Genomic DNA, 21,254 nt, shown 5'->3' on the forward strand with positions numbered 1-21,254 from the left:
AAAATATCGTCTTTCGCCAAGCCTGAACCGAACCGTTTTCCTTAATGCCGCGACAAAGCGGAACGGTGGCGTGTCAGGGTGCCGGGTTGAGCGGCAGCGGACTGGACGATGGATCACATCGCCGGAAACGCTGAGGAGCTTCCGGGATGCGGCCGCCGGTCGATCGATCTGGTATTGCTGCGCCATCTGGACGGCGTGCGCGACGGTATCTTGATCGGTCTCCTCTGGGCTTGCCTTGTCATGGCGAATGAGACGATTTGCAGCTTTGGTTCCATCGCCTTGAGTCCGTCACCTTTCCGCGCATTTCATGCTGCCCGCGGGCGGCTGTCCGCGATTTCCTGGAGTCCATCATGATCGGTCTTGTTCGCGCCGTCACACTCTGCGCCGCGCTGGCGCTCGGCCTTAGCGCCGCCCAGGCCGCCGACAAGGCGTTCAAGCGCGACGATCTCGCCGATTCCGCGATCAAGCTGGAGGCGCAGATCAAGAGCGAAGCGGGGCCGGTCGCCAAGACCAGCGCGACGCTGAAGACGGACGCCGACGCCGCCTTCCGGCGCAATGATTACCGCTCGGGGCTGTCGGTGCTCGGCCAGATCGCGGCGACCACGCCGGAAGACACCGGCAACTGGCTGCGGCTCGCCAAGGTCATCTTCCAGATATCGCCGAAAAGCTCGAGCGAGCAAACCTTCCTATTGGAGCGCGCCTCGACCGCCGCCTACATTGCCTATCAGCGGGCCGGCAACCCGGGCGAGGAGGCGGACGCGCTTGCCGTGCTCGGCAAGGCGCTGGCGGAACGGAAACTCTGGCGGCCGGCGCTGGATTCGCTGCGGCTCTCGCTCGACCTGCGCGAAGTCGCCGACGTCCGCGGCCAGTATGAGAAGATGCGCAATGAGCACGGCTTCCGGCTGCTCGACTACACGGTGGACTCGGATTCGGCGAGCCCGCGCGCCTGCTTCCAGTTCTCGGAGGAACTGGCAAAACGCACCGACTTTGCGCCGTTCCTGGCGCTCGCGGGCCAGGACAAGCCGGCGCTGTCGGCCGAGGGCAAGCAGCTCTGCGTTGACGGGCTGAAGCACGGTGAGCGCTACAACATCAATCTGCGCGCCGGCCTGCCGTCCACGGTGAAGGAAGGCCTGCCCAAATCGGCCGAGTTCAATGTCTATGTGCGCGACCGCAAGCCCTTCGTGCGCTTCACCAGCCGCGCCTACGTGCTGCCGAAGACCGGCCAGCGCGGCATTCCCGTGGTCAGCGTCAACACGCCCGCGGTCAATCTCAACGTGTTCCGGATCGGTGACCGCAACCTGATCAACACGGTGGTCGACAGCGACTTCCAGAAGACGCTGTCCAAGTACCAGCTCAGCGATCTCGGCGACGAGCGCGGCGTCAAGGTCTGGTCCGGCGAGCTCGCGACCGCGATGACGCTGAACCAGGACGTCACCACGGCATTCCCGGTCGATCAGGCCCTCGGCGAGCTCCAGCCGGGTGTCTACGTGATGACGGCCGCCGCCAAGGGCCCAGGCTCGGACGACGAGTACCAGCTCGCCACGCAATGGTTCATCGTCTCCGATCTCGGGGTCGCTGCCTATTCCGGCAATGACGGCATCCACGTGTTCGTCAACTCGCTGGCCTCGACCGATCCGGTCGGCAAGGCCGAGGTGCGGCTGGTTGCCCGCAACAATGAGATCCTGGCCACCCGCAAGACCGACGAGTCCGGCCACGTACTGTTCGAGGCCGGCCTTGCGCGCGGCGAGGGCGGCCTGTCGCCGGCGATGCTCACCGTGACTGGCGAGAAGGCCGATTATGCCTTCCTCAGCCTGAAGTCCTCCGCCTTCGACCTGTCCGACCGCGGCGTTTCGGGGCGCGCGGTGCCTGCCGGCGCCGACGCCTTCGTTTATGCCGAGCGCGGCGTCTACCGGTCCAGCGAGACCGTCTATCTCACCGCGCTCCTGCGCGATGGGCAGGGCAATGCAGTCGCCGGCGGGCCGCTGACGCTGGTGATCGAGCGCCCCGACGGCGTCGAATTCCGCCGCGCCGTGCTGTCCGACCAGGGCGCCGGCGGCCGTACGCTGGCCGTGACGCTCAATTCGGCGGTGCCGACCGGAACCTGGCGGGCGCGCGCCTTCACCGACCCCAAGGGCTCCTCGGTCGGCGAGACCACCTTCATGGTCGAGGATTACGTCCCCGATCGGATCGAATTCGACTTGTCCGCCAAGGAGAAGCTGATCAAGGCTAATGCTCCAGTGGAGCTCAAGGCGGACGGCCATTTCCTCTATGGCGCGCCGGCCTCCGGCCTTCAGCTCGAAGGCGACATGCTGGTCGCGCCCGCGGCCGAACGCCCGGGCTTTGCCGGCTATCAGTTCGGCGTCGCCGACGAGGAGACCACGTCGAACGAGCGCACGCCGCTGGAGAACCTGCCCGAGGCCGACGCCAATGGCGTTGCGACCTTCCCGGTGACACTGGACAAGCAGCCTGCCTCGACCCGTCCGCAGGAGGCGCAGATCTTCGTCCGCATGGTCGAGACCGGTGGCCGCGCCGTCGAGCGCAAGATCGTGCTGCCGGTCGCGCCCACCGCGGCGCAGATCGGCGTCAAGCCGCTGTTCGGCGAGAAGAACGTCGCCGAGGGCGACAAGGCCGAGTTCGACATCGTGTTCGTCTCGCCGGAGGGCGAGAGGCTGCGCCGCGACGGCCTGCGCTACGAGCTCCTGAAGATGGAGTCGCGCTACCAATGGTATCGCCAGAACAATTACTGGGAATACGAGCCGGTCAAATCGACCTCGCGCGTCGCTGACGGTGACGTGACCGTTGCCGCCGACAAGCCGACGCGGCTTTCGCTCAGCCCCCAGCCCGGCCGCTACCGGCTCGACGTGAAGTCGAACGAAGCCGATGGCCCGGTGACTTCGGTGCAGTTCGACGTCGGCTGGTATTCCGACGGCAGCGCCGACACGCCGGACCTCCTGGAGACCTCGATCGACAAGCCGCAATATTCCTCCGGCGACACCATGACGGTGTCGGTCAATGTCCGCAGTGCCGGCAAGCTGACCATCAACGTGCTCGGCGACCGCCTGCTGACGACGCAGACCATCGACGTCAAGGAGGGCACCGCCCAGGTGAAGCTTCCGGTCGGCAAGGATTGGGGCACCGGTGCCTACGTCGTGGCGACGCTGCGCCGTCCGCTCGATGCCGCTGCCCAGCGCATGCCGGGCCGGGCGATCGGCCTGAAATGGTTCGGCATCGACAAGCAGGCCCGCACGTTGCAGGTGAAGCTGACGCCACCTGCGCTGATCCGGCCGAATGCGACGTTGAAGATTCCGGTCAAGCTCGACGGGCTCAATCCGGGCGAGGACGCCAAGGTCGTGATCGCCGCCGTCGATGTCGGTATTCTCAACCTCACCAATTACAAGCCGCCGGCTCCGGACGATTACTATCTCGGCCAGCGCCGCCTGAGTGCCGAGATCCGCGATCTCTATGGGCAACTGATCGACGGCATGTCCGGCACGCGCGGCCAGATCAAGTCCGGCGGCGATGCCGGTGCGGGCGAATTGCAGGGCTCTCCACCCGCGCAAAAGCCGCTCGCGCTCTATTCGGGCATCGTGACCGTCGCCGCTGACGGTACCGCCGAAGTGAGCTTCGACATTCCGGAGTTCGCCGGCACGGCGCGCGTGATGGCGGTGGCGTGGACGGCGAGCAAGCTCGGCCGTGCCAACACGGATGTGGTGATCCGCGACCCCGTGGTGCTGACCACGACGCTGCCGCGCTTCCTGCTCAATGGCGACCGCGGCACGGTCAATCTCGAGATCGACAATGTCGAGGGCCAGGCCGGCGACTACGTCATCAACGTGAAGACCGGCGGCCCGGTGAAGATGACGGGCAATCCCGCCACCACGGTCAAGCTCGCCGCCAAGCAGCGCAACTCGTTCGCGCTCGCGATCGATGCGACGGCCGCGGGGCAGGCGACGCTCGACGTCGACATCAAGGGCCCGAACGGCCTGGCTCTGGCGCGCCACTATGCGCTCGACGTCAAGGCGGCGACCCAAGTGCTGGCGCGGCGTTCGATCCGGACCCTGGCGAAGGGCGAGAGCCTGACGCTGACCTCGGACATGTTCTCCGACCTCGTCCCGGGCACCGGCAGCGTCTCGGTCTCGGCGAGCCTGTCGACGGCGCTCGACGCCGCGACGATCCTCAAGGCGCTCGACCGTTACCCCTATGGCTGCTCGGAGCAGATCACGAGCCGTGCCATGCCGCTGCTGTATGTCAATGACCTCGCAGCCGGCGCGCACCTCGCCATGGACACCGAGGTCGACCAGCGCATCCGCGACGCGATCGAGCGGCTCCTGGCACGCCAAGGTTCAAACGGCTCGTTCGGGCTGTGGTCGGCCGGCGGCGACGATGAATGGCTGGACGCCTATGTGACGGACTTCCTGACCCGCGCCCGCGAGAAGGGCTTCGCGGTGCCTGACGTGCTGTTCAAGAACGCGCTCGACCGCATCCGCAACTCCGTCGTCAATGCCGACGAGCCGGAGAAGGACGGTGGGCGCGAGCTCGCCTACGGCCTCTACGTGCTCGCGCGCAATGGTGCGGCCCCCATTGGCGATCTCCGCTATCTCGCCGACACCAAGCTCGCCAACCTCGCAACGCCGATCGCGAAGTCGCAGCTTGCGGCGGCGCTGGCGCTGGTCGGCGATCGCAACCGCGCTGAGCGTGTGTACAGCGCTGCGCTCGACAGCCTCGCGCCGAAGCCCGCGCTGGAGTTCGGCCGTACCGACTACGGCTCGCAGCTTCGCGATGCCGCGGCTTTGGTGTCGCTTGCCAGCGAAGGCAATGCGCCGAAGGCGACGCTGACGCAGGCGGTCTCGCGGGTCGAGACCGCGCGCGGGCTGACGCCCTACACCTCCACGCAGGAGAATGCGTGGCTGGTGCTGGCCGCGCGTGCGCTAGCCAAGGAGAACCTGTCCATGGAGGTGGACGGCCAGCCGGTCAAGACCGCGCTCTATCGCAGCTACAAGTCCGCGACGGTGGAAGGCAAGCCGCTGAAGATCACCAACACCGGCGATGCGCCGGTGCAGGCGGTGGTCTCGGTGTCGGGCTCGCCGGTGACGCCGGAGCCGGCGGCGTCGAACGGCTTCAAGATCGAGCGCAATTACTTCACGCTCGACGGCAAGCCCGCCGACATCAGCAAGGTCAAGCAGAACCAGCGCTTCGCCGTGGTGCTGAAGATCACCGAGGCCAAGCCCGAATACGGCCACATCATGGTGTCCGACTATCTGCCTGCAGGCCTCGAGATCGACAATCCGAGGCTGGTTTCGTCCGGCGACAGCGGCACGCTGGACTGGATCGAGGACGGCGAAGAGCCGGAAGATACCGAGTTCCGCGACGACCGCTTCACCGCGGCGGTCGATCGCGCCTCGGATTCCAAATCCGTCTTCACCGTCGCCTATATCGTGCGCGCGGTCTCGCCGGGCAAATACGTGCTGCCGCAGGCCTATGTCGAGGACATGTACAACCCCTCGCGCTATGGCCGCACCGGCACCGGCAATGTCGAGGTGCGGGCCGCGAAGTGAGGGTGGGATGAGCGAGGTGATGCCGCCTACACAGTCGTCATGCCCGGGCAAAAGCGCGAAGCGCGTCTTCGCGCCGATGTCCCGCGCATTCACGAACTGCGTTTCGGCCGGCAAGACCGTGGATGGCCGGGACAAGCCCGGCCATGACCGAGCGAGGGGCAGGGGATTTCATATCCTCTCAGCCGCCGCACTCATCCTCATCCTCGCCATCACCGGCTTCGTCGGTTGGGTCTACTCCCTCGGGCCTCTCCCGCTCGACGAGGCCCGTCAGGTCTCCACCACCATCGTCGACCGCAACGGCAGGCTGCTGCGCGCCTATGCGATGCCCGACGGCCGCTGGCGGCTGCCGGTCGATGCCAGGTCCAACGTCGATCCGACCTATCTGAAACTGCTGTTGGCCTATGAGGATCAGCGCTTCTACGCCCATAACGGCATCGATCCGCTGGCGCTGGGGCGCGCCGCCTTGCAATTGGCAACCCGTGGCCACATCGTCTCGGGCGGCTCGACGATCAGCATGCAGCTCGCTCGCCTGATGGAGCCGCGGCGGCAACGCTCGCTCTATGCCAAGCTGCGGCAGATGGTGCGCGCGATCGAGATCGAGCGCAGCATGAGCAAGGAGCAGATTCTCGATCTCTATCTCGCTTTGGCGCCCTATGGCGGCAATCTCGAAGGCATTCGCTCCGCCTCGATCGGCTATCTCGGCAAGGAGCCGAAGCGCCTGTCGCTGGCGGAGGCCGCGCTGCTGGTCGCACTGCCGCAATCGCCTGAAACACGCCGGCTCGACCGCCATCCGGAGGCCGCGCGCAAGGCGCGCGACCGCGTGCTCGACCGCATGGTCGAGCAGCGCGTGGTCAGTGCCGACGATGCACGGCAGGCCAAGTCCGTGCCCGTGCCAAGACTACGCAAGCCGATGCCGATCCTGGCGCCGCACGCGTCCGACACCGCGCTGTCGACGGTCAAGGATACGCCGCTCGTCAAGCTCACACTCGACGCAAACTTGCAGAAGGTGCTGGAGCCGCTGGCGCGCGACCGCGCCCTCGCGCTCGGGCCGAACATCTCGGTTGGCATCATCGTGGTCGACAATGACAGCGGGGACGTGCTCGCCCGGGTGGGGTCCGCCGATTATTTCGACGAGAGCCGGGCGGGGCAGGTCGACATGACCCGCGCGATCCGCTCGCCAGGCTCGACGTTGAAGCCCTTCATCTACGGGCTCGCCTTCGAGGACGGCTTCATTCATCCGGAAAGCCTGATCGACGACCGGCCGGTGCGGTTCGGCTCCTACGCGCCGGAAAATTTCGACATGACCTTCCAGGGCACGGTGCCCGTGAAGAAGGCGCTGCAATTATCCCTGAACGTCCCGGCCATCGTGCTGCTGGACCGCGTCGGCTCCAACCGGCTGGCCTCGCGGCTGCGGCAGGCCGGCGGCAATCTGGTTTTGCCCAAGGACGAGGCCCCGGGGCTCGCCATGGGTCTCGGCGGCGTCGGCGTGACGCTGCAGGACCTGGCCCAGCTTTACGCGGGCTTCGCCCGCCTCGGCACCACCAAGCCGCTGCGCGAGGTCATGACGGACAGGGATGATCGCGAGCCGCTCCGGCTGTTGGATCAGGTCGCGGCCTGGCAGGTCGGCAACGTGCTGCTGGGAGCGCCGCCGCCGGAGAACGCCGCTCACAACCGCATCGCCTTCAAGACCGGGACCTCCTATGGCTATCGCGATGCGTGGTCGGTCGGGTTCGATGGCCGCATGACGATCGGCGTCTGGGTCGGCCGGCCCGATGGTGCCCCGGTCCCCGGCCTGATCGGGCGGGTGGCCGCCGCCCCGATCCTGTTCGATGCTTTCGCCCGTACCGGCAAGACGCTGGCCCCGTTGCCAAAGCCGCCGAGGGGAACCCTGGTTGCCAGCAACGCCAAGCTGCCGTTGCCGCTGAAGCGGTTCCGCCCCGTAGGCGAACTGGTGCGGACCGGCCGCGAACAGGCGCTGCACATCCAGTTTCCGCTGAACGGCTCGCGGATCGATGTCGATCGTTCCGGGGGACAGGAGAGCGCAGCACTACCGGTCAAGGTCGCGGGCGGCGTCCTGCCCATGACCATCATGGTTAACGGAACAGCACTTGGCGAGATCGACGGCCGCCGCCAACGCCTGATCGATCCGCCCGGTCCAGGCTTTGCGCGGCTCACCGTGATCGATGCCACGGGCGCGGCGGACACAGTCGTCATTCGAATTCAATGAGCCCGGCTTAAGCGGTTGTGGCGATGGCGGTTTCAGCGTAAGCGGAACCAATGGCCGACACCTATCCAGCCCCCCGTTTTGGAGCACCCCGCGAGTCGAAATCGCCTGCAAATCCGGGCAGCGGGCTCGTGCGCATGCTCGATATCGTCACGGCCAGTCATGCGCGCGCGGTCGGCTTCCTGGTGCTCTGCGCGCTGCTGCTGTTCCTGCCTGGTTTCTTCACCATCCCGCCGATCGATCGTGACGAAGCGCGCTTTGCCCAGGCCACCAAGCAGATGGTCGAGAGCGGCGACTATGTCGATATCCGCTTTCAGGAGGACGTCCGCTACAAGAAGCCGGTCGGCATCTACTGGCTGCAGTCGGCCGCGGTTGAGGCCGCATCGGCACTCAAGCTGCCGAAAGCCGAATTGCGCATCTGGGTCTACCGGCTGCCGTCGCTGATAGGAGCGATCGGCGCCGTGCTCATGACCTATTGGGCCGCGCTCGGCTTCATCACGCGGCGCGCCGCCGTGCTGGCGGCACTGATGATGTGCGCCTCCGTGCTGCTCGGCGTCGAGGCGCGGCTCGCCAAGACCGACGCGATGCTGCTGCTCTGCGTCGTCGCGACGATGGGGGCGATGGCGCGGGCCTATCTGTCCTGGCAGCGCGCCGAGGACGAGACGCGTCCGCCCTGGAGCTGGCCCGCGATCTTCTGGACCGCGCTGGCCGTCGGCATCCTCATCAAGGGGCCGTTGATCCTGATGTTCGCAGGGCTCACCATCGTGGCGCTGGCGATCCAGGACCGCGATGCGTCCTGGCTGTGGCGGCTGCGTCCGGTCTGGGGCCTGATGTGGACGCTGGTGCTGGTGCTGCCCTGGTTCGTGGCGATCTTCTGGCGTGCCGGTGAAACCTTCTTCACCGATTCCGTCGGCGGCGACATGCTGAGCAAGCTGGGGGCCCAGGAATCCCACGGCGCGCCCCCCGGTCTGTACCTGGCGCTGTTCTGGATCACCTTCTGGCCCGGTGCGCCGCTTGCGGCGATGGCAGCGCCCGCAGTGTGGCGGGCGCGGCGCGAGCCCGGAGCGCAGTTCCTGCTGGCCTGGCTGATCCCGTCCTGGATCGTGTTCGAGGCCGTGCTGACCAAGCTGCCGCACTACGTCATGCCGCTCTACCCCGCGATCGCGATCCTCACAGCGGGCGCGGTAGAGCGCCGGGTGCTGTCGCGGTCCTGGCTGATGCGCGGCTCGGCCTGGTGGTTCGCAATTCCTGCGGCCACCTCGATCATCGTGGTCGTCGGGGCGGTGATACTGACCCGCCAGCCTGCCTTCGTGGCCTGGCCATTCATCGCGGCCTCGCTGATCTTCGGCCTGTTCGCCTGGTGGCTCTACGACAACAATCGTGCCGAGCGCTCGCTGCTCAACGCGCTGGTCGCGGCCCTGATGCTGGCGGTGGTGGTTTACGGCATCGTGCTGCCGTCGTTGACCCCGCTGTTCCCGAGCATCGAGGTTGCGCGCGCGCTGCGAAACGTCACTTGTGTCGGACCGAAGGCTGCCGCTGCCGGCTATCACGAGCCCAGCCTCGTCTTCCTGACGGGCACCAAGACGCTGCTGACCGACGGCTCGGGTGCTGCCGACTTCCTCGGGCAAGGCAGCTGTCGCTTCGCGCTGATCGAACAGCGCTCGGAGCGCAGCTTCGTGCAGCGCGCCGAGGCGATCGGACTGCGCTACAAGGTCGGCACGCGCATCGACGGCTATAATTTCTCGCAAGGCCGCGCGATCTCGATCTCGATCTTCCGGTCGGAAGGCACCGAATAGGATGCCGGCCTCGACCAGCACCGCCCCGCGTCCGGGCTATGCCGCGCAATTGCTCGCCGTCTCCAGGCACGCGCTGGCGCAACTGGTTCGCACGCCCTCACATTCGCGCCGCGCTGAGGCCGCGCGAAGACTGGCGCGGCATTCGCTGTGGCTCAGCGCAGCAGGCGCGGCCCTGGTCATCGTTCTGATGGTCGCGTTCGACCAGACCGAGATCCAGCTGATGCCTGCGCGCGGCACACCGGCACTGTGGCCCATCCGCATCCTGACCGATTTCGGCAAGGACGAGTATTTGCTGTCGGTGCTGGGAGCTGCGCTGGTGGTTCTGGCGTTCGTTGCGGCGGGGCTGCACGGGACGCGCCGCGCGCTGCTGCTGGGACTGGGCACGCGGCTGCAATTTGTGTTTCTGTCGATTGCCGTGTCGGCATTCGTCGCCGAGATCCTGAAATTCCTCATCGGCCGCGGCCGTCCGTTCGTCGGCGGCAAGGCCAATCCGTTCAACTTCGTGCCGTTCGAGGGGACGGGGGCTTATGCGAGCCTGCCGTCGGGTCATGCCGTGGCGGCGTTCGCCCTGGCGTTTGCCGTCTCGGCATTGTGGCCGCGTCTGCGCGTGTTCATGTTCACTTACGCAATCGTGATCCTGCTGACGCGCCTGGTGCTGCTTGCCCATCATCCGAGCGACGTCGTGGCCGGCGCCTTGGTCGGCACGGTCGGCGCCATGGCGGTCCGCTACTGGTTTGCGGCCCGAAGGCTGGGCTTTGCCATCCGCGCGGACGGCACCATCGTGCCTCTTGCGGGGGCGGTCTCGGGACGCCTCAAAAGGGTTGCCCGCGGGGCATCCGCCCCATAAAAGCGGCTGCCTGTCGGGGTACTGGTTCCCCAAGAGGCCAATCCAACCCACGAGCCTTGATCTTGTCGACGTCCCAGCCATCGGTTTCCATCGTCGTTCCCGTGCGCAACGAAGCCGACAACATCGCGCCGCTGATCGCGGAGATCGGTGCCGCGCTCGACGGCCGCTGGGCCTATGAGATCATCTACGTCAACGACGGCTCCACCGATGCGACCGGCGAACGGCTCACGGCGCTCATGGCGCGGCGGGACAATCTGCGCCAGCTCCGCCATGCCAGATCAGGCGGCCAATCCGCGGCGGTGCGCAGCGGCGTGCGCGCGGCGCGCGGGATGATCGTGGCAACGCTCGATGGCGACGGCCAGAACAATCCGGCCTTCCTGCCCGATCTGATCGCTGCGGTCGAGAAGGGAGCAGGGCGCGTCGGCCTCGCCGCCGGGCAGCGGATCGGGCGCAAGGACACTGGCTTCAAAAAGCTTCAGTCGCGCGTGGCGAACGGCGTTCGCAACGCCATCCTGAAAGACGGCACGCGCGACACCGGCTGCGGGTTGAAGGCGTTCCGGCGCGACGTGTTTCTGATGCTGCCCTATTTCGACGGGCTGCATCGCTTCCTGCCGGCGCTGGTCCGCCGCGAAGGCTATGACATCGCCTATGTCGACGTGATCGACCGGCCGCGCCATTCCGGCGTGTCGAACTACGGATTCTTCGACCGGCTGTGGATCGGCATCATGGATCTCGCCGGCGTGTGGTGGCTGATCCGCCGCAAGAAGCCGACACCCGAAGTGACTGAGGTGAGCGCATGATCATCCAATACGGTCAGGCGCTGAGCAACTATCTCTACGACGTGTTCGTCGCCAAGTTCGATTTCTGGCTGGCCTTCGGCCTCGTCGCGCAGCTGTTCTTCACCGCGCGCTTTTTGGTGCAGTGGATCGCCAGCGAGCGCGCCGGCAACAGCGTGGTGCCGATGGCGTTCTGGTTCTGCTCGATGGGCGGCGGGCTGATGACGCTGGTTTACGGCGTCGTGAAGCGCGAGCCGGTCATCATCCTCGGACAATCGCTCGCGACCGTCATCTATATCCGCAACATCATGCTGATCTGGAAGAACCGCGGCAAAGCGTCGAAGACCTAGGCGCTGAATCCAAACCAGCCTTCGGGACTTCTCCTACGACAGAGCGATATGTGACCTAATCGACCCTTGCTATTTCAAGACCGATTGGTTTATATATTCCTATGCCTCGCCTCGCACCAGTGCAGCTGCCCCGTGGCCGCCCCAGGAGTTTCGACACGGAAGCCGCTGTCGAACGCGCGATGAATGTATTCTGGTCGCTCGGCTATCACGCCACGGCGCTGCCGGACCTGCTGCGTGCAACGAAACTCTCGCGTGGCAGCCTTTACGCCGCTTTTGGTGACAAGCACTCGCTTTTCTTGCGCGCGCTCGATCGCTACATTGCCATTGCCTTGACGCGGATGGATACCGAACTCGACCACCGCAGAGAGCCGGTCGAGGGCCTAAGGGCCTACCTTGCCGGCTACGTCGACCGCAACAGCGGTGCCAATGGTCGGCGCGGATGCCTGCTGGTAGCCACGGCCATGGAACTGGCTGGCCGTGACGTCGAGGTTGATCGTCGCATCGAGAGCTTTTTCAAAGCCATGGAGGCTCGGGTGACTGGTGCATTTTCCCGTGCGAAGGCAGCGGGCCAGCTGGCCGATGGTGTCGAGCCTTCGAGTGCCGCGCGAATTCTCGTCTGTTTCGTCGAGGGCTTGCGGGTGGTCGGTAAGACGGCGCCGACACGGATCGTTTCGCAAGCCACCGTCGACGCTCTTCTCGACCGCTTCATCAGGTAGACACACCATGGACGTTTCCCCCTTGCGCAGGCCTATATCTGGACCAAATGGTCGTGAAAATAGCGATGCCATGTCTGCCATGCAGATTGTCTGCGCGGTGGTCGTTCCTCTGCTCTGGGGTTATCAGTTCGTGGTTATCAAAGTGGGCGTGGGGGAGTTTCCGCCTCTCTTCTTCCTCGCGCTGCGCTTCCTCGCAATCGCGGTTTTGCTCGTTCCGTTCGTCGAACGGCCGAGGCGCAGGCAGCTCGGACCTGTCGCAGCCATTTCGCTTTTCCTTGGTGGATTGAACTTCGGCCTGTTCTACGTTGGTCTCGGGCTCGGGTCGGGAAGCATGTCAGCCGTCGCATATCAACTCGCCCCACCTTTCACCGTCTTGTTGGCTTGGCCGCTGCTCGCGGAGAGGCCGTCTCTAACTACGTCCGCTGGCGTGGTACTTGCCTTCATCGGTGTGGTCGTGCTGGCAACGGGCCCTGGCGTGTCGGCAAACGCGCTTCCGCTGCTGCTTGTGGTCGGGGCAGCTTTTGCATTTGCGGTGTCCAACGTCTTGACGAAGCGTTATGGCCCTTTTGATCCCCTGATGCTGATGGGCTGGTCGTCGCTGCTCACGGTGCCGCAGGTCATGCTGATGTCGTTGCTGCTCGAATCCGGACAAATGGCGAGTCTTGTCACGGCAGACGAACGTGGCTGGCTGGCGCTCGCCTACACAATCTTCATCGGCGGAATTGTTGGGTTTGGCCTTTGGTTCTGGCTCATCGCCCGTTGCTCGATGGTGCGCGTCGCGCCCTTCGGTCTGCTGCTGCCCGTGTTCGCATTGACTTCAAGCGTCATCTTCCTTGACGAGCGAATAAGCCCAAAGCTGATCGCCGGCGGGCTGCTCGCGATCTCGGGCGTGGCCATGACGCAGGTGCGCCCACGCGCCCAACCGGCCTGATCGTCGGGCACCCTGTCGTGCCGACTTCAGTCGACGCCTGGCCGCTTAGCGCGGCACTGCCGATGCCGCGCCTGAGGCGGGCAGGGCAGCCGCCTCCGCCTCGGTCCGGCGATAAGGCTCGCCGGCCGCATCCAGCACGGGATAGGCGACCGAGCAGATGTGCGAGTGGATGCGCCTGAGGTCGCGCAGCACATCCAGATGCAGCGACGTCGTTTCGATGGTTTCGGGGCGGCCCTCGCGCAGGCGGTCGAGATGCCGCTCGACCGCGGCAAGCTCGGTGTTGCGTAGCGCGGTTTTCTCCACCAGCAGCTTGCGCGCCTCGTTGGCGTCGCCCGACATGAAGACGCCGAAGGCGATCCGCAGGGAGTCCATCGTACGCTTGTGGAAGGCGGCAAGCTCGTCCGCCCCTTCCGCCGAGAACTGGAAGCGCCGCTTGATCTTCTTGGTGGCGAGTTCGCTCAGGCTCTTGTCGATGATGTCGCCAATATGTTCGAGATTGATGGCGAAGGAGATGATCTCCATCGCGCGCCGTCCTTCGCTCTCGTCGAGGCTGCCCCGCATCAGCTTGGTCACGTAGAGCTTGATGGCCTCGTCGAGACCGTCGACGAGATTATCCATCTTGGTGACCTGGTCGACCAGCGCACGGTCGCCCGTCATCATCGCCGCCATCACCTTGCGCAGCATGACCTCGACGAGGTCGCCCATCCGCAAGGTCTCGCGCGAGGCGTCGGCGAGCGCCAGTGACGGTGTCTCCAGCGCGGTCTCGTCGAGATAGCGCGGGCGGGCCGGGTCAGCCTCCTGCACACGATCGGGCAAGAAGCGCGTCAACAGGCGCGACATGGTGTCGAGCAGGCCGATGAAGATGACGGCGGTGCCGACGTTGAAGGCGATGTGGAATGCCGCCGTCATCCTGGCGAGATCGGGCTGCCAGGCGTGCATGTGCTCGGCGATCGCGCCCAGGAAGGGCAGGACCAGCGCAATGCCGATCACGCGGTTGACGAGATTGCCGACCGGCAGGCGATAGCTCGCGGGATCGTCACGCCTGGCGCCCTCGAACACGGGATTGATGGCACTGCCGAGATTGGCCCCGAGCACCAGCGCCAGCGCTGCATATGGAGTGATGAACTGCGAATAGGCCAGCGACATGATCAGCAGCACGCTGGCGACGCTCGAATGCACGGCCCAGGTGACGAGGGCCGCGATGACGATGCACAGGACTGGATCGCCCGTAATGGCCGACATCACGATCCGGACGCCCGGTGCGTTCTCCGCCGGCGCCAGCGTGTCGAGCAGGATGTGCAGCGAGAGCAGCATCAGGCCCAGGCCGATGCAGACGCGGCCGATGTCCTTGATCCGCGAGCGCGGGCCGGAGCGGAAGGCGACGAGGCCGAGCACGAACAGCACCGGCGCGACGGCTGCGATGTTGAACGACAGCACCTGCACGATCAGCGTCGTGCCGACATTGGCACCGAGCATGATGGCGAGCGCGGCGGCGAGGCTGACGAGACCCTCGGCTGCGAACGAAGACGTGATCAAGGCTGTCGCCGTGCTGCTCTGGAGTAGCGCGGTGAGGCCGAGGCCGGCAGCGAAAGCACTCATGCGGTTGCTCAGCGCCTTGCCGAGCAGACGCCTGAGGTCGGGACCGAAGGCGCGCAAAATCCCGCTGTGGACCATGTGCAGGCCCCACAACAACAGCGCAACGCCGCCCATCAGATCGAGCAGAACCAACGTTCCCATGCTCCGTGTCCGGATTGGAGTCGATTGGTGAGGCTAGCGCCAAATGCTTGAGCTTCAAACCCTTTGTTGGCGCATCGGCGTTAACGTTTGCGACACGGGCACGTTCCTAGGGGAGCGATGCCACATCCGTGGGCGCGGTGCTTCGCGCGCAGGCTCACATTGCCGCCTTGAGGGCAGCGAAGCCGCGATCGAGATCTGCCTTGAGATCGTCGACGCTTTCCAGTCCGATATGCAGCCGCAGGGTAGGGCCGCCCGGCGACCACTTGGTCGCGGTGCGATAGCCATCGCAGTCGAAGGGAATCGCAAGGCTCTCGAAGCCGCCCCATGAAAAGCCCATGCCGAACAGCTTGAGTGTGTTGAGCATGGTGTCGACGGCCTTCTGCGGCGCCGGCTTCAGCACGATACTGAACAGGCCTGAAGCGCCGGTGAAGTCGCGCTTCCAGATGGCGTGACCGGGATCGGTCTCCAAGCCCGGATGCAGCACGCGTGCGACCTCGGGCCGGCCTGCGAGCCAGCGCGCCATGTCGAGCCCGGAGCGATGATGCTGCGCCAACCGGACCGACAGGGTGCGCAGGCCGCGCAGCGCGAGGAAAACATCGTCGGGACCGGCACAGACGCCGAGCAGGCGGATGCCCTCGGCGACCATCGGCCAGGCCTTGGCATTGGCCGAGATGGTGCCGAACATGATGTCGGAATGGCCGCCGATATATTTGGTGGCCGCCTGCATGCTGATGTCGACACCTTGGTCGAGCGAGCGGTGATAGAGCGGGGTTGCCCAGGTGTTGTCGTCGATGACGAGCGCATCGCGCGCATGCGCAACCTCGGCGATGGCGCGGATGTCGGGCATCTCGAACGATTGCGAGCCCGGCGCTTCCACCAGCACCGCGCGGGTGTTCGGCTTGAACAGTTTTTCAATGCCGGCACCTATCATCGGGTCGAAATAGGTGGTTTCGACGCCATAGCGTGCGAGCATGCCGTTGCAGAAATTGCGTGACGGCCGATAGACGTTGTCGCAGACCAGGAGATGGTCCCCGGTCTTCAGCACCGAGAGCAGGGTGGTGGAGATCGCCGACAGCCCCGACGGGACGATGCCGACGCCGGCGCATTGCGGCCCCTCCAGCGCCATCAGCGTCTCCTGGAACGCCTTGGTGGTAGGGGAACCGTGGCGGCCATAGGTGAACTCGCCGCGATGGGCGTGAAGGTCCTCGGCGGTCGGGTAGAGCACGGTCGAGCCGTGAAAGACCGGCGGATTGACGAACCCCTTCTGCGCCTTGGTGTCGCGGCCGGAGGTGACCAGCCGGGTCTCGGCGTGCTGCTCTTGAGGGTGCGAGGAATCCATGCGTCTGCTTTCAAAACCGCGTTTCCGCTCGGGCTTGGCGCCTGATGGGCCGGCCGAAAGGCCGCTGTCGTTAATAACAGAACACAGAAGAGTCCCGTCAACCCCTTGACCCGGCACGCCAGCCGCTCTCCAATGCGCAGGTGCTATTCAGTCGCCGCATGTTGAGGGGCCTGCCGCGACCTTCGATCCATCGCCTGACCGGACTTTGCGTCACAGCCATCAGGGCGGGCGCCTGCGGCGGGGATTAAGGTGTTGGCCTCCCGGGATCGGCGGGTGTTCGGCAAGTTTTCCAGCATGACTCTTGCAAGGGCTGGTCTTGATACGCCTGGCCCCGGCAGGGATGATCCTGAGACAACGTTCCTTGATCCTTGATACGACTTTGAAAGGCCCAAAGCCCATGAAACGCGTAACCCTGGCTCTCACCCTTGCTCTCGCCGCCGGTCTGACCGCCCAATCCGCCGGCGCCCAAACGCTCAAGACCATCAAGGATCGGGGCATGTTGTCCTGCGGCGTCAGCCAGGGCCTGCCGGGATTCTCCTCGCCCGACGACAAGGGCAACTGGACCGGCCTCGACGTCGATGTTTGCCGTGCCATCGCCGGGGCGATCTTCAACGATGCGAGCAAGGTCAAATATGTGCCGCTGTCCGCCAAGGACCGCTTCACCGCGCTGCAATCCGGCGAAATCGACGTGCTCTCGCGCAACACGACCTGGACCATCTCGCGTGACACCTCACTCGGCGCCAACTTCACGGGCGTGACCTATTATGACGGGCAGGGCTTCATGGTGAAGAAGTCGCTCAAGGTGAATTCGGCGCTCGAGCTCAACAGCGCTTCGGTCTGTGTGCAGACCGGCACCACCACGGAGCAGAATCTCGCCGACTACTTCAAGGCCAACAACATGAAGTACGAGGTGATCGCGTTCGGCACCAACGACGAAACGGTCAAGGCCTATGAAGCCGGGCGCTGCGACGTCTTCACCACCGACCAGTCGGGCCTCTACGCCAATCGGCTGAAGCTCGCCAATCCCAACGACCACATGGTGCTCCCCGAGATCATCTCGAAGGAACCGCTCGGCCCGATGGTGCGCCACGGCGACGACCAGTGGTTTGACATCGTGAAGTGGACGCTGTTCGCGATGATCACCGCCGAGGAGCTCGGTGTGAGCTCGAAGAACGTCGACGAGAAAGCGAAGCTGGAAAACCCCGAAATGAAGCGCGTGCTCGGCAGCGACGGCAATTTCGGCGAACAGCTCGGCCTGACCAAGGACTGGGTGGTGCGGATCGTGAAAGCGGTCGGCAATTACGGCGAAGTGTTCGATCGCAATGTCGGCGCGGGCTCGCCGCTCGCCATCAATCGCGGTCTCAACAATCTCTGGAATAAGGGCGGTCTCCAATACGCGCCGCCGATCCGCTGATCGCTCCTGATCCGGTGGCAGCGGCATGAGCTCCGGGGCCCGAAAACCGCCGCCCCAGATCGCGCTGAAGATCAGGCGCATTCTGGGCGGCAAGGCAGGCTGGAACGGCGTCGCCGTCCAGTTTGCCTTCGCGGCGATCCTGGGCTGGATCGGCTACGAGATCGTCTCCAACGCCCGCGCCAATCTCGAGAACCAGCACATCGCCGCCGGCTTCGGCTTCCTCAGGAACAATGCCGGCTTCGACGTCAATCAGACGCTGATCTCCTATACCGGCTCGGACACGTTCCTGCGCGTCTTCGTGGTCGGTCTGCTCAACACGCTCGTGGTCTCGGCGGTGGGCATCGTCTTCGCCACGTTGATCGGCTTCATCGTCGCGCTCTGCCGGCTGTCGCCCAATTGGCTGTTGGCGCGCGTGGGCGAGATCTATGTCGAGATCATCCGCAACCTGCCGCTGCTGTTCCAGATCCTGTTCTGGTACCTCGCGGTGCTCGCGGCCTTGCCCAATCCGCGGCAGAGCATTTCACTGTTCGGCGTTGCCTTCATCAGCAATCGCGGCCTCGTCATTCCCAGCCCGATCGGCCAGAGCGGCCTCGAGCCGTTCATGGCGATGTTGGCGCTCGGCATCGTCGGGGCACTGGCCTTGCGCTTCTATGCCCGTCGCGCGCTGTTTCAGCGGGGGCAGGTGATCCGGATCTGGCCCTATGTCTTGGGCCTGCTGTTTGGTCTGCCGCTCGCCACGGTGCTGGTATCAGGTTTGCCGTTCACCTTCGAGCTGCCGCAGCTGAAGGGTTTCAATTTCGCCGGTGGATCTCGCATCATCCCGGAGTTCGTGGCGCTGACGCTGGCGCTGGCGACCTATACGGCCGCCTTCATCGCCGAGATCGTGCGCGCCGGCATCCTGTCCGTCCACAAGGGGCAGATGGAGGCGGGGGCCTCGCTGGGCCTCAGCCGCGGCACCACGCTCCGGCTGATCGTCGTGCCGCAGGCCATGCGCGTCATCGTGCCGCCGCTGACCAACCAGTACCTCAATCTCACCAAGAACTCGTCGCTGGCGGTCGCGATCGGCTATCCTGACCTCGTCTCCGTGTTCGCCGGCACGTCGCTGAGCCAGACCGGGCAGGCGATCGAGATCATCGCCATGACGATGGGCATCTATCTCCTGATCTCACTGCTCACCAGCGCTGTCATGAGCGTCTATGGATGGCGCGTCAGCCGGAGTCTGGGCGCATGAGTGATATCGCCTCGAGCAGCTTCGTCCGCCAGGACCTCCTCGCCGAGCGTCCGGCGCCGGTGAAGACCACGGGCTTCGTCGGGCTGATGCGGACGCGCCTGTTCAACTCGCCGACCAACATCCTGCTCACGATCGTGGGCGCCCTGCTGCTGTGGTTCACCATCGTTCCCTCCGTCAGGTTCCTGATGGTGGATGCGGTGTGGAGTGGCAAGGACCGCACGGCATGCCTCACGGAGAACGCCGGCTTTGTGGTCGGCGCCTGCTGGCCCTACATCCAGGCCAAGCTGCCGCAATTGATCTACGGTTTCTATCCCGAGGCCGAGCGCTGGCGGGTCAATCTCTCGTTCATCCTGGCTGCGGTTCTGCTGGTACCGCTGCTCGTGCCGCGCCTGCCGGCGAAGGGGCTGAATGCCAGCCTGTTCTTCATCGCGTTTCCGGTGGTCGCGTTCTTCCTGCTGCACGGCGGCGGCATCAAGGGCTTCGGCCTGAGCTGGACGGCCGACCTGCTGCAGCTGTTCGACGAGAGCATCGTCAACGCCGGACAGGCTCTCCTCAATCTCAGCAAGACCTCGGCCATCGCACCGCTCTTCTGGATCCTCGGCAATTTCATCGTGCTGGTCGGCACGGTGATCTATTGGCTGATCTTTCCGTTGACCCTGCTGCGTGACCAGCTCCAGGCAACGGGCCAATCGGTCTGGACTGATTTCACCATCACGGCCGCGGTCGTCTCGCTGATCGCCTTCGTTCTCGGCGGCGGCATTCGCACCGGATGGCGCGCGCTCGGATCGAGCGTCGCCACCTTCATCGCCATCGCCGCCGTCATCAAGTTGATGGGGCTCGATCACGGCGGATTGCCCATTGTGGCAACAAATCTGTGGGGCGGCCTCTTGGTGACGCTGGTGGTCTCCGTCACCGGCATCGTCACCTCGCTGCCGATCGGCATCGCGCTGGCGCTCGGCCGTCGCTCCACCATTCCGCTGATCCGGATCTTCTCGATCGCCTTCATCGAATTCTGGCGCGGCGTGCCGCTGATCACCGTGCTGTTCTTCGCCACCTACATGCTGCCGCTGTTCCTGCCGGGCAATTTCACCGTCGACGGTCTCGTCCGCGCGTTGATCGGCATTTCGCTGTTCACGGGCGCCTACCAGGCTGAGAACGTCCGCGGCGGGCTCGCCGCGATCCCGCGCGGGCAGGGCGAGGCGGCCGCAGCCCTGGGACTGTCCTGGTGGAAGACGACCTCGCTGATCGTGCTGCCGCAGGCGCTGCGTCACGTCATTCCGAACCTCGTCAACAGCTTCATCTCGCTGTTCAAGGACACTTCGCTGGTCTCGATCGTGGCGCTGTTCGACCTGTTGGGCTCGTTACGGGCTTCGTTCTCGGATCCGAAATGGTCGACGCCTTCGACCGCGTTCACCGGCTTCGCCTTTGCGGGGATCATCTACTTCATCTTCTGCTTTGGAATGTCGCGCTATTCGCTGTTCGTCGAGCATCGTCTCAATGCCCACCGCCGCAACTGATCGAGCCCATCATGTCTGACCCCATCGTCAGGATTTCCGGCCTCAACAAATGGTACGGCGATTTTCACGTGCTGCGCGACATCGACCTCGCCGTCGAGAAGGGCGAGCGCATCGTGATCTGCGGGCCCTCTGGCTCCGGCAAGTCGACGCTGATCCGCTGCATCAACGCGCTCGAGGAATTCCAGGAGGGCGAGATCGTCGTGGACGGGATCGAGCTCGGGCCCAACCTCAAGCACGTCGACGCCGTGCGCCGCGAAGTCGGCATGGTGTTCCAGAGCTTCAATCTATTCCCGCACCTGACCGTGCTGGACAATTGCACGCTGGCGCCGATCTGGGTGCGTAACATTCCGAAGAAGGACGCCGAGGAGACCGCGATGAAGTTCCTGGAGCGGGTCAAGATCCCGCACCAGGCCAACAAGTTTCCGGGGCAGATGTCCGGCGGCCAGCAGCAGCGCGTCGCGATCGCGCGGGCCTTGACGATGAACCCGAAGGTCATGCTGTTCGACGAGCCCACATCGGCACTCGACCCCGAGATGGTCAAGGAGGTGCTGGATACCATGGTGGACCTCGCCGGAGAGGGCATGACCATGCTGGTCGTCACCCACGAAATGGGCTTTGCCCGTGAGGTCGCCAATCGCGTGGTGTTCATGGACGCCGGGCAGATCATCGAGGCCAACACCCCGAACGAGTTCTTTGCTGCGCCTCGGCACGCCCGCACAAAACTGTTCCTGAGCCAGATTTTGCGGTGACCGCCCGCAACCCGGTGGCCTCGCCGGTCTGACCGGACCGCCAGCTTGGCACCATCCGAATCAGCTTTGCGT

The 21,254-nt window shown here is 65.1% G+C and carries 15 protein-coding genes; 13 read left to right on the forward strand and 2 right to left on the reverse strand.

Translation table 11 applies throughout. From position 1 onward, the window contains the following. Positions 1-108 precede the first annotated feature (108 nt). The 9 genes from RX330_RS19760 to RX330_RS19800 all read left to right on the forward strand — a co-directional run bounded on the left by RX330_RS19760 (position 109) and on the right by RX330_RS19800 (position 13,195). A complete protein-coding gene (locus tag RX330_RS19760) occupies positions 109-354 on the forward strand; it encodes a hypothetical protein (RefSeq protein WP_212085141.1) in 246 nt (81 codons plus the stop codon). After that, entirely contained in the window at positions 351-5,555 is a 5,205-nt protein-coding gene (locus tag RX330_RS19765) for an alpha-2-macroglobulin family protein (RefSeq protein WP_317239486.1), read from the forward strand. The genes RX330_RS19760 and RX330_RS19765 overlap by 4 nt, the downstream gene beginning before the upstream one ends. 76 nt (positions 5,556-5,631) lie before the next feature. Then, positions 5,632-7,782: a penicillin-binding protein 1C gene (gene pbpC / locus RX330_RS19770; RefSeq protein WP_375847803.1), complete on the forward strand. Its 2,151-nt coding sequence runs from the start codon at positions 5,632-5,634 to the stop codon at positions 7,780-7,782. A 50-nt stretch (positions 7,783-7,832) separates the two neighbouring features. Then, on the forward strand, positions 7,833-9,575 hold the full coding sequence (locus RX330_RS19775; RefSeq protein WP_317239488.1) for an ArnT family glycosyltransferase: 1,743 nt from the start codon (positions 7,833-7,835) through the stop codon (positions 9,573-9,575). A gap of 1 nt (position 9,576) precedes the next feature. After that, the gene (locus tag RX330_RS19780; protein ID WP_317239489.1) at positions 9,577-10,422 is read left to right on the forward strand and encodes a phosphatase PAP2 family protein; all 846 of its coding nucleotides are present in this window, start codon (positions 9,577-9,579) and stop codon (positions 10,420-10,422) included. Positions 10,423-10,484: 62 nt separating this feature from the next. Then, on the forward strand, positions 10,485-11,222 hold the full coding sequence (locus RX330_RS19785; RefSeq protein WP_317239490.1) for a glycosyltransferase family 2 protein: 738 nt from the start codon (positions 10,485-10,487) through the stop codon (positions 11,220-11,222). Next, positions 11,219-11,548: a lipid-A-disaccharide synthase N-terminal domain-containing protein gene (locus RX330_RS19790; RefSeq protein ID WP_212085157.1), complete on the forward strand. Its 330-nt coding sequence runs from the start codon at positions 11,219-11,221 to the stop codon at positions 11,546-11,548. The genes RX330_RS19785 and RX330_RS19790 overlap by 4 nt, the downstream gene beginning before the upstream one ends. Before the next feature lie 179 nt (positions 11,549-11,727). Next, on the forward strand, positions 11,728-12,264 hold the full coding sequence (locus tag RX330_RS19795) for a TetR/AcrR family transcriptional regulator (RefSeq protein ID WP_317239491.1): 537 nt from the start codon (positions 11,728-11,730) through the stop codon (positions 12,262-12,264). 70 nt (positions 12,265-12,334) lie between these two features. Further along, a complete protein-coding gene (locus tag RX330_RS19800) occupies positions 12,335-13,195 on the forward strand; it encodes a DMT family transporter (RefSeq protein ID WP_212085167.1) in 861 nt (286 codons plus the stop codon). A 45-nt stretch (positions 13,196-13,240) separates the two neighbouring features. Here RX330_RS19800 and RX330_RS19805 read toward each other — a convergent pair whose 3' ends face one another. Both RX330_RS19805 and metC read right to left on the reverse strand, forming a co-directional pair. Then, positions 13,241-14,932 (reverse strand): Na/Pi cotransporter family protein, encoded by a 1,692-nt coding sequence (locus RX330_RS19805; protein WP_212085169.1) that lies wholly within the window; start codon positions 14,930-14,932, stop codon positions 13,241-13,243. Between the two features lie 154 nt (positions 14,933-15,086). Next, positions 15,087-16,271, reverse strand: coding sequence for a cystathionine beta-lyase (gene metC, locus RX330_RS19810; RefSeq protein ID WP_212085171.1), 1,185 nt, complete (start codon positions 16,269-16,271; stop codon positions 15,087-15,089). A gap of 397 nt (positions 16,272-16,668) precedes the next feature. Between metC and RX330_RS19815 the strand changes: the two genes are divergently transcribed. The 4 genes from RX330_RS19815 to RX330_RS19830 are packed head-to-tail and all read left to right on the forward strand — an operon-like array spanning position 16,669 to position 21,182. After that, the gene (locus RX330_RS19815) at positions 16,669-17,685 is read left to right on the forward strand and encodes an amino acid ABC transporter substrate-binding protein (RefSeq protein ID WP_317239492.1); all 1,017 of its coding nucleotides are present in this window, start codon (positions 16,669-16,671) and stop codon (positions 17,683-17,685) included. 25 nt (positions 17,686-17,710) lie between these two features. Continuing rightward, a complete protein-coding gene (locus RX330_RS19820) occupies positions 17,711-18,916 on the forward strand; it encodes an amino acid ABC transporter permease (RefSeq protein ID WP_317239493.1) in 1,206 nt (401 codons plus the stop codon). After that, positions 18,913-20,433 carry an amino acid ABC transporter permease gene (locus RX330_RS19825; protein ID WP_212085178.1) on the forward strand — a complete coding sequence of 507 codons (1,521 nt, stop codon included), beginning with the start codon at positions 18,913-18,915 and terminating at the stop codon, positions 20,431-20,433. Before RX330_RS19820 ends, RX330_RS19825 begins: the two co-directional genes overlap by 4 nt. Positions 20,434-20,444: 11 nt before the next feature. After that, positions 20,445-21,182, forward strand: a complete 738-nt coding sequence (locus tag RX330_RS19830) for an amino acid ABC transporter ATP-binding protein (protein ID WP_249153263.1) — start codon at positions 20,445-20,447, stop codon at positions 21,180-21,182. The last annotated feature ends 72 nt before the right edge of the window (positions 21,183-21,254 follow it).

This window comes from Bradyrhizobium sp. NDS-1, from assembly GCF_032918005.1.
In the GTDB taxonomy this organism is placed as follows: Bacteria; Pseudomonadota; Alphaproteobacteria; order Rhizobiales; family Xanthobacteraceae; genus Bradyrhizobium; species Bradyrhizobium tunisiense.

Excerpts from the sequence above, each read along its gene's own strand:
- RX330_RS19760 (WP_212085141.1), top strand. The coding sequence starts at position 109 with ATGGATCACATCGCCGGAAACGCTGAGGAGCTTCCGGGATGCGGCCGC.
- RX330_RS19765 (WP_317239486.1), top strand. The coding sequence starts at position 351 with ATGATCGGTCTTGTTCGCGCCGTCACACTCTGCGCCGCGCTGGCGCTC.
- pbpC (WP_375847803.1), top strand. The coding sequence starts at position 5,632 with ATGTCCCGCGCATTCACGAACTGCGTTTCGGCCGGCAAGACCGTGGAT.
- RX330_RS19775 (WP_317239488.1), top strand. The coding sequence starts at position 7,833 with ATGGCCGACACCTATCCAGCCCCCCGTTTTGGAGCACCCCGCGAGTCG.
- RX330_RS19780 (WP_317239489.1), top strand. The coding sequence starts at position 9,577 with ATGCCGGCCTCGACCAGCACCGCCCCGCGTCCGGGCTATGCCGCGCAA.
- RX330_RS19790 (WP_212085157.1), top strand. The coding sequence starts at position 11,219 with ATGATCATCCAATACGGTCAGGCGCTGAGCAACTATCTCTACGACGTG.
- RX330_RS19795 (WP_317239491.1), top strand. The coding sequence starts at position 11,728 with ATGAATGTATTCTGGTCGCTCGGCTATCACGCCACGGCGCTGCCGGAC.
- RX330_RS19800 (WP_212085167.1), top strand. The coding sequence starts at position 12,335 with ATGTCTGCCATGCAGATTGTCTGCGCGGTGGTCGTTCCTCTGCTCTGG.
- RX330_RS19805 (WP_212085169.1), bottom strand. The coding sequence starts at position 14,932 with ATGGGAACGTTGGTTCTGCTCGATCTGATGGGCGGCGTTGCGCTGTTG.
- metC (WP_212085171.1), bottom strand. The coding sequence starts at position 16,271 with ATGGATTCCTCGCACCCTCAAGAGCAGCACGCCGAGACCCGGCTGGTC.
- RX330_RS19815 (WP_317239492.1), top strand. The coding sequence starts at position 16,669 with ATGAAACGCGTAACCCTGGCTCTCACCCTTGCTCTCGCCGCCGGTCTG.
- RX330_RS19820 (WP_317239493.1), top strand. The coding sequence starts at position 17,711 with ATGAGCTCCGGGGCCCGAAAACCGCCGCCCCAGATCGCGCTGAAGATC.
- RX330_RS19825 (WP_212085178.1), top strand. The coding sequence starts at position 18,913 with ATGAGTGATATCGCCTCGAGCAGCTTCGTCCGCCAGGACCTCCTCGCC.
- RX330_RS19830 (WP_249153263.1), top strand. The coding sequence starts at position 20,445 with ATGTCTGACCCCATCGTCAGGATTTCCGGCCTCAACAAATGGTACGGC.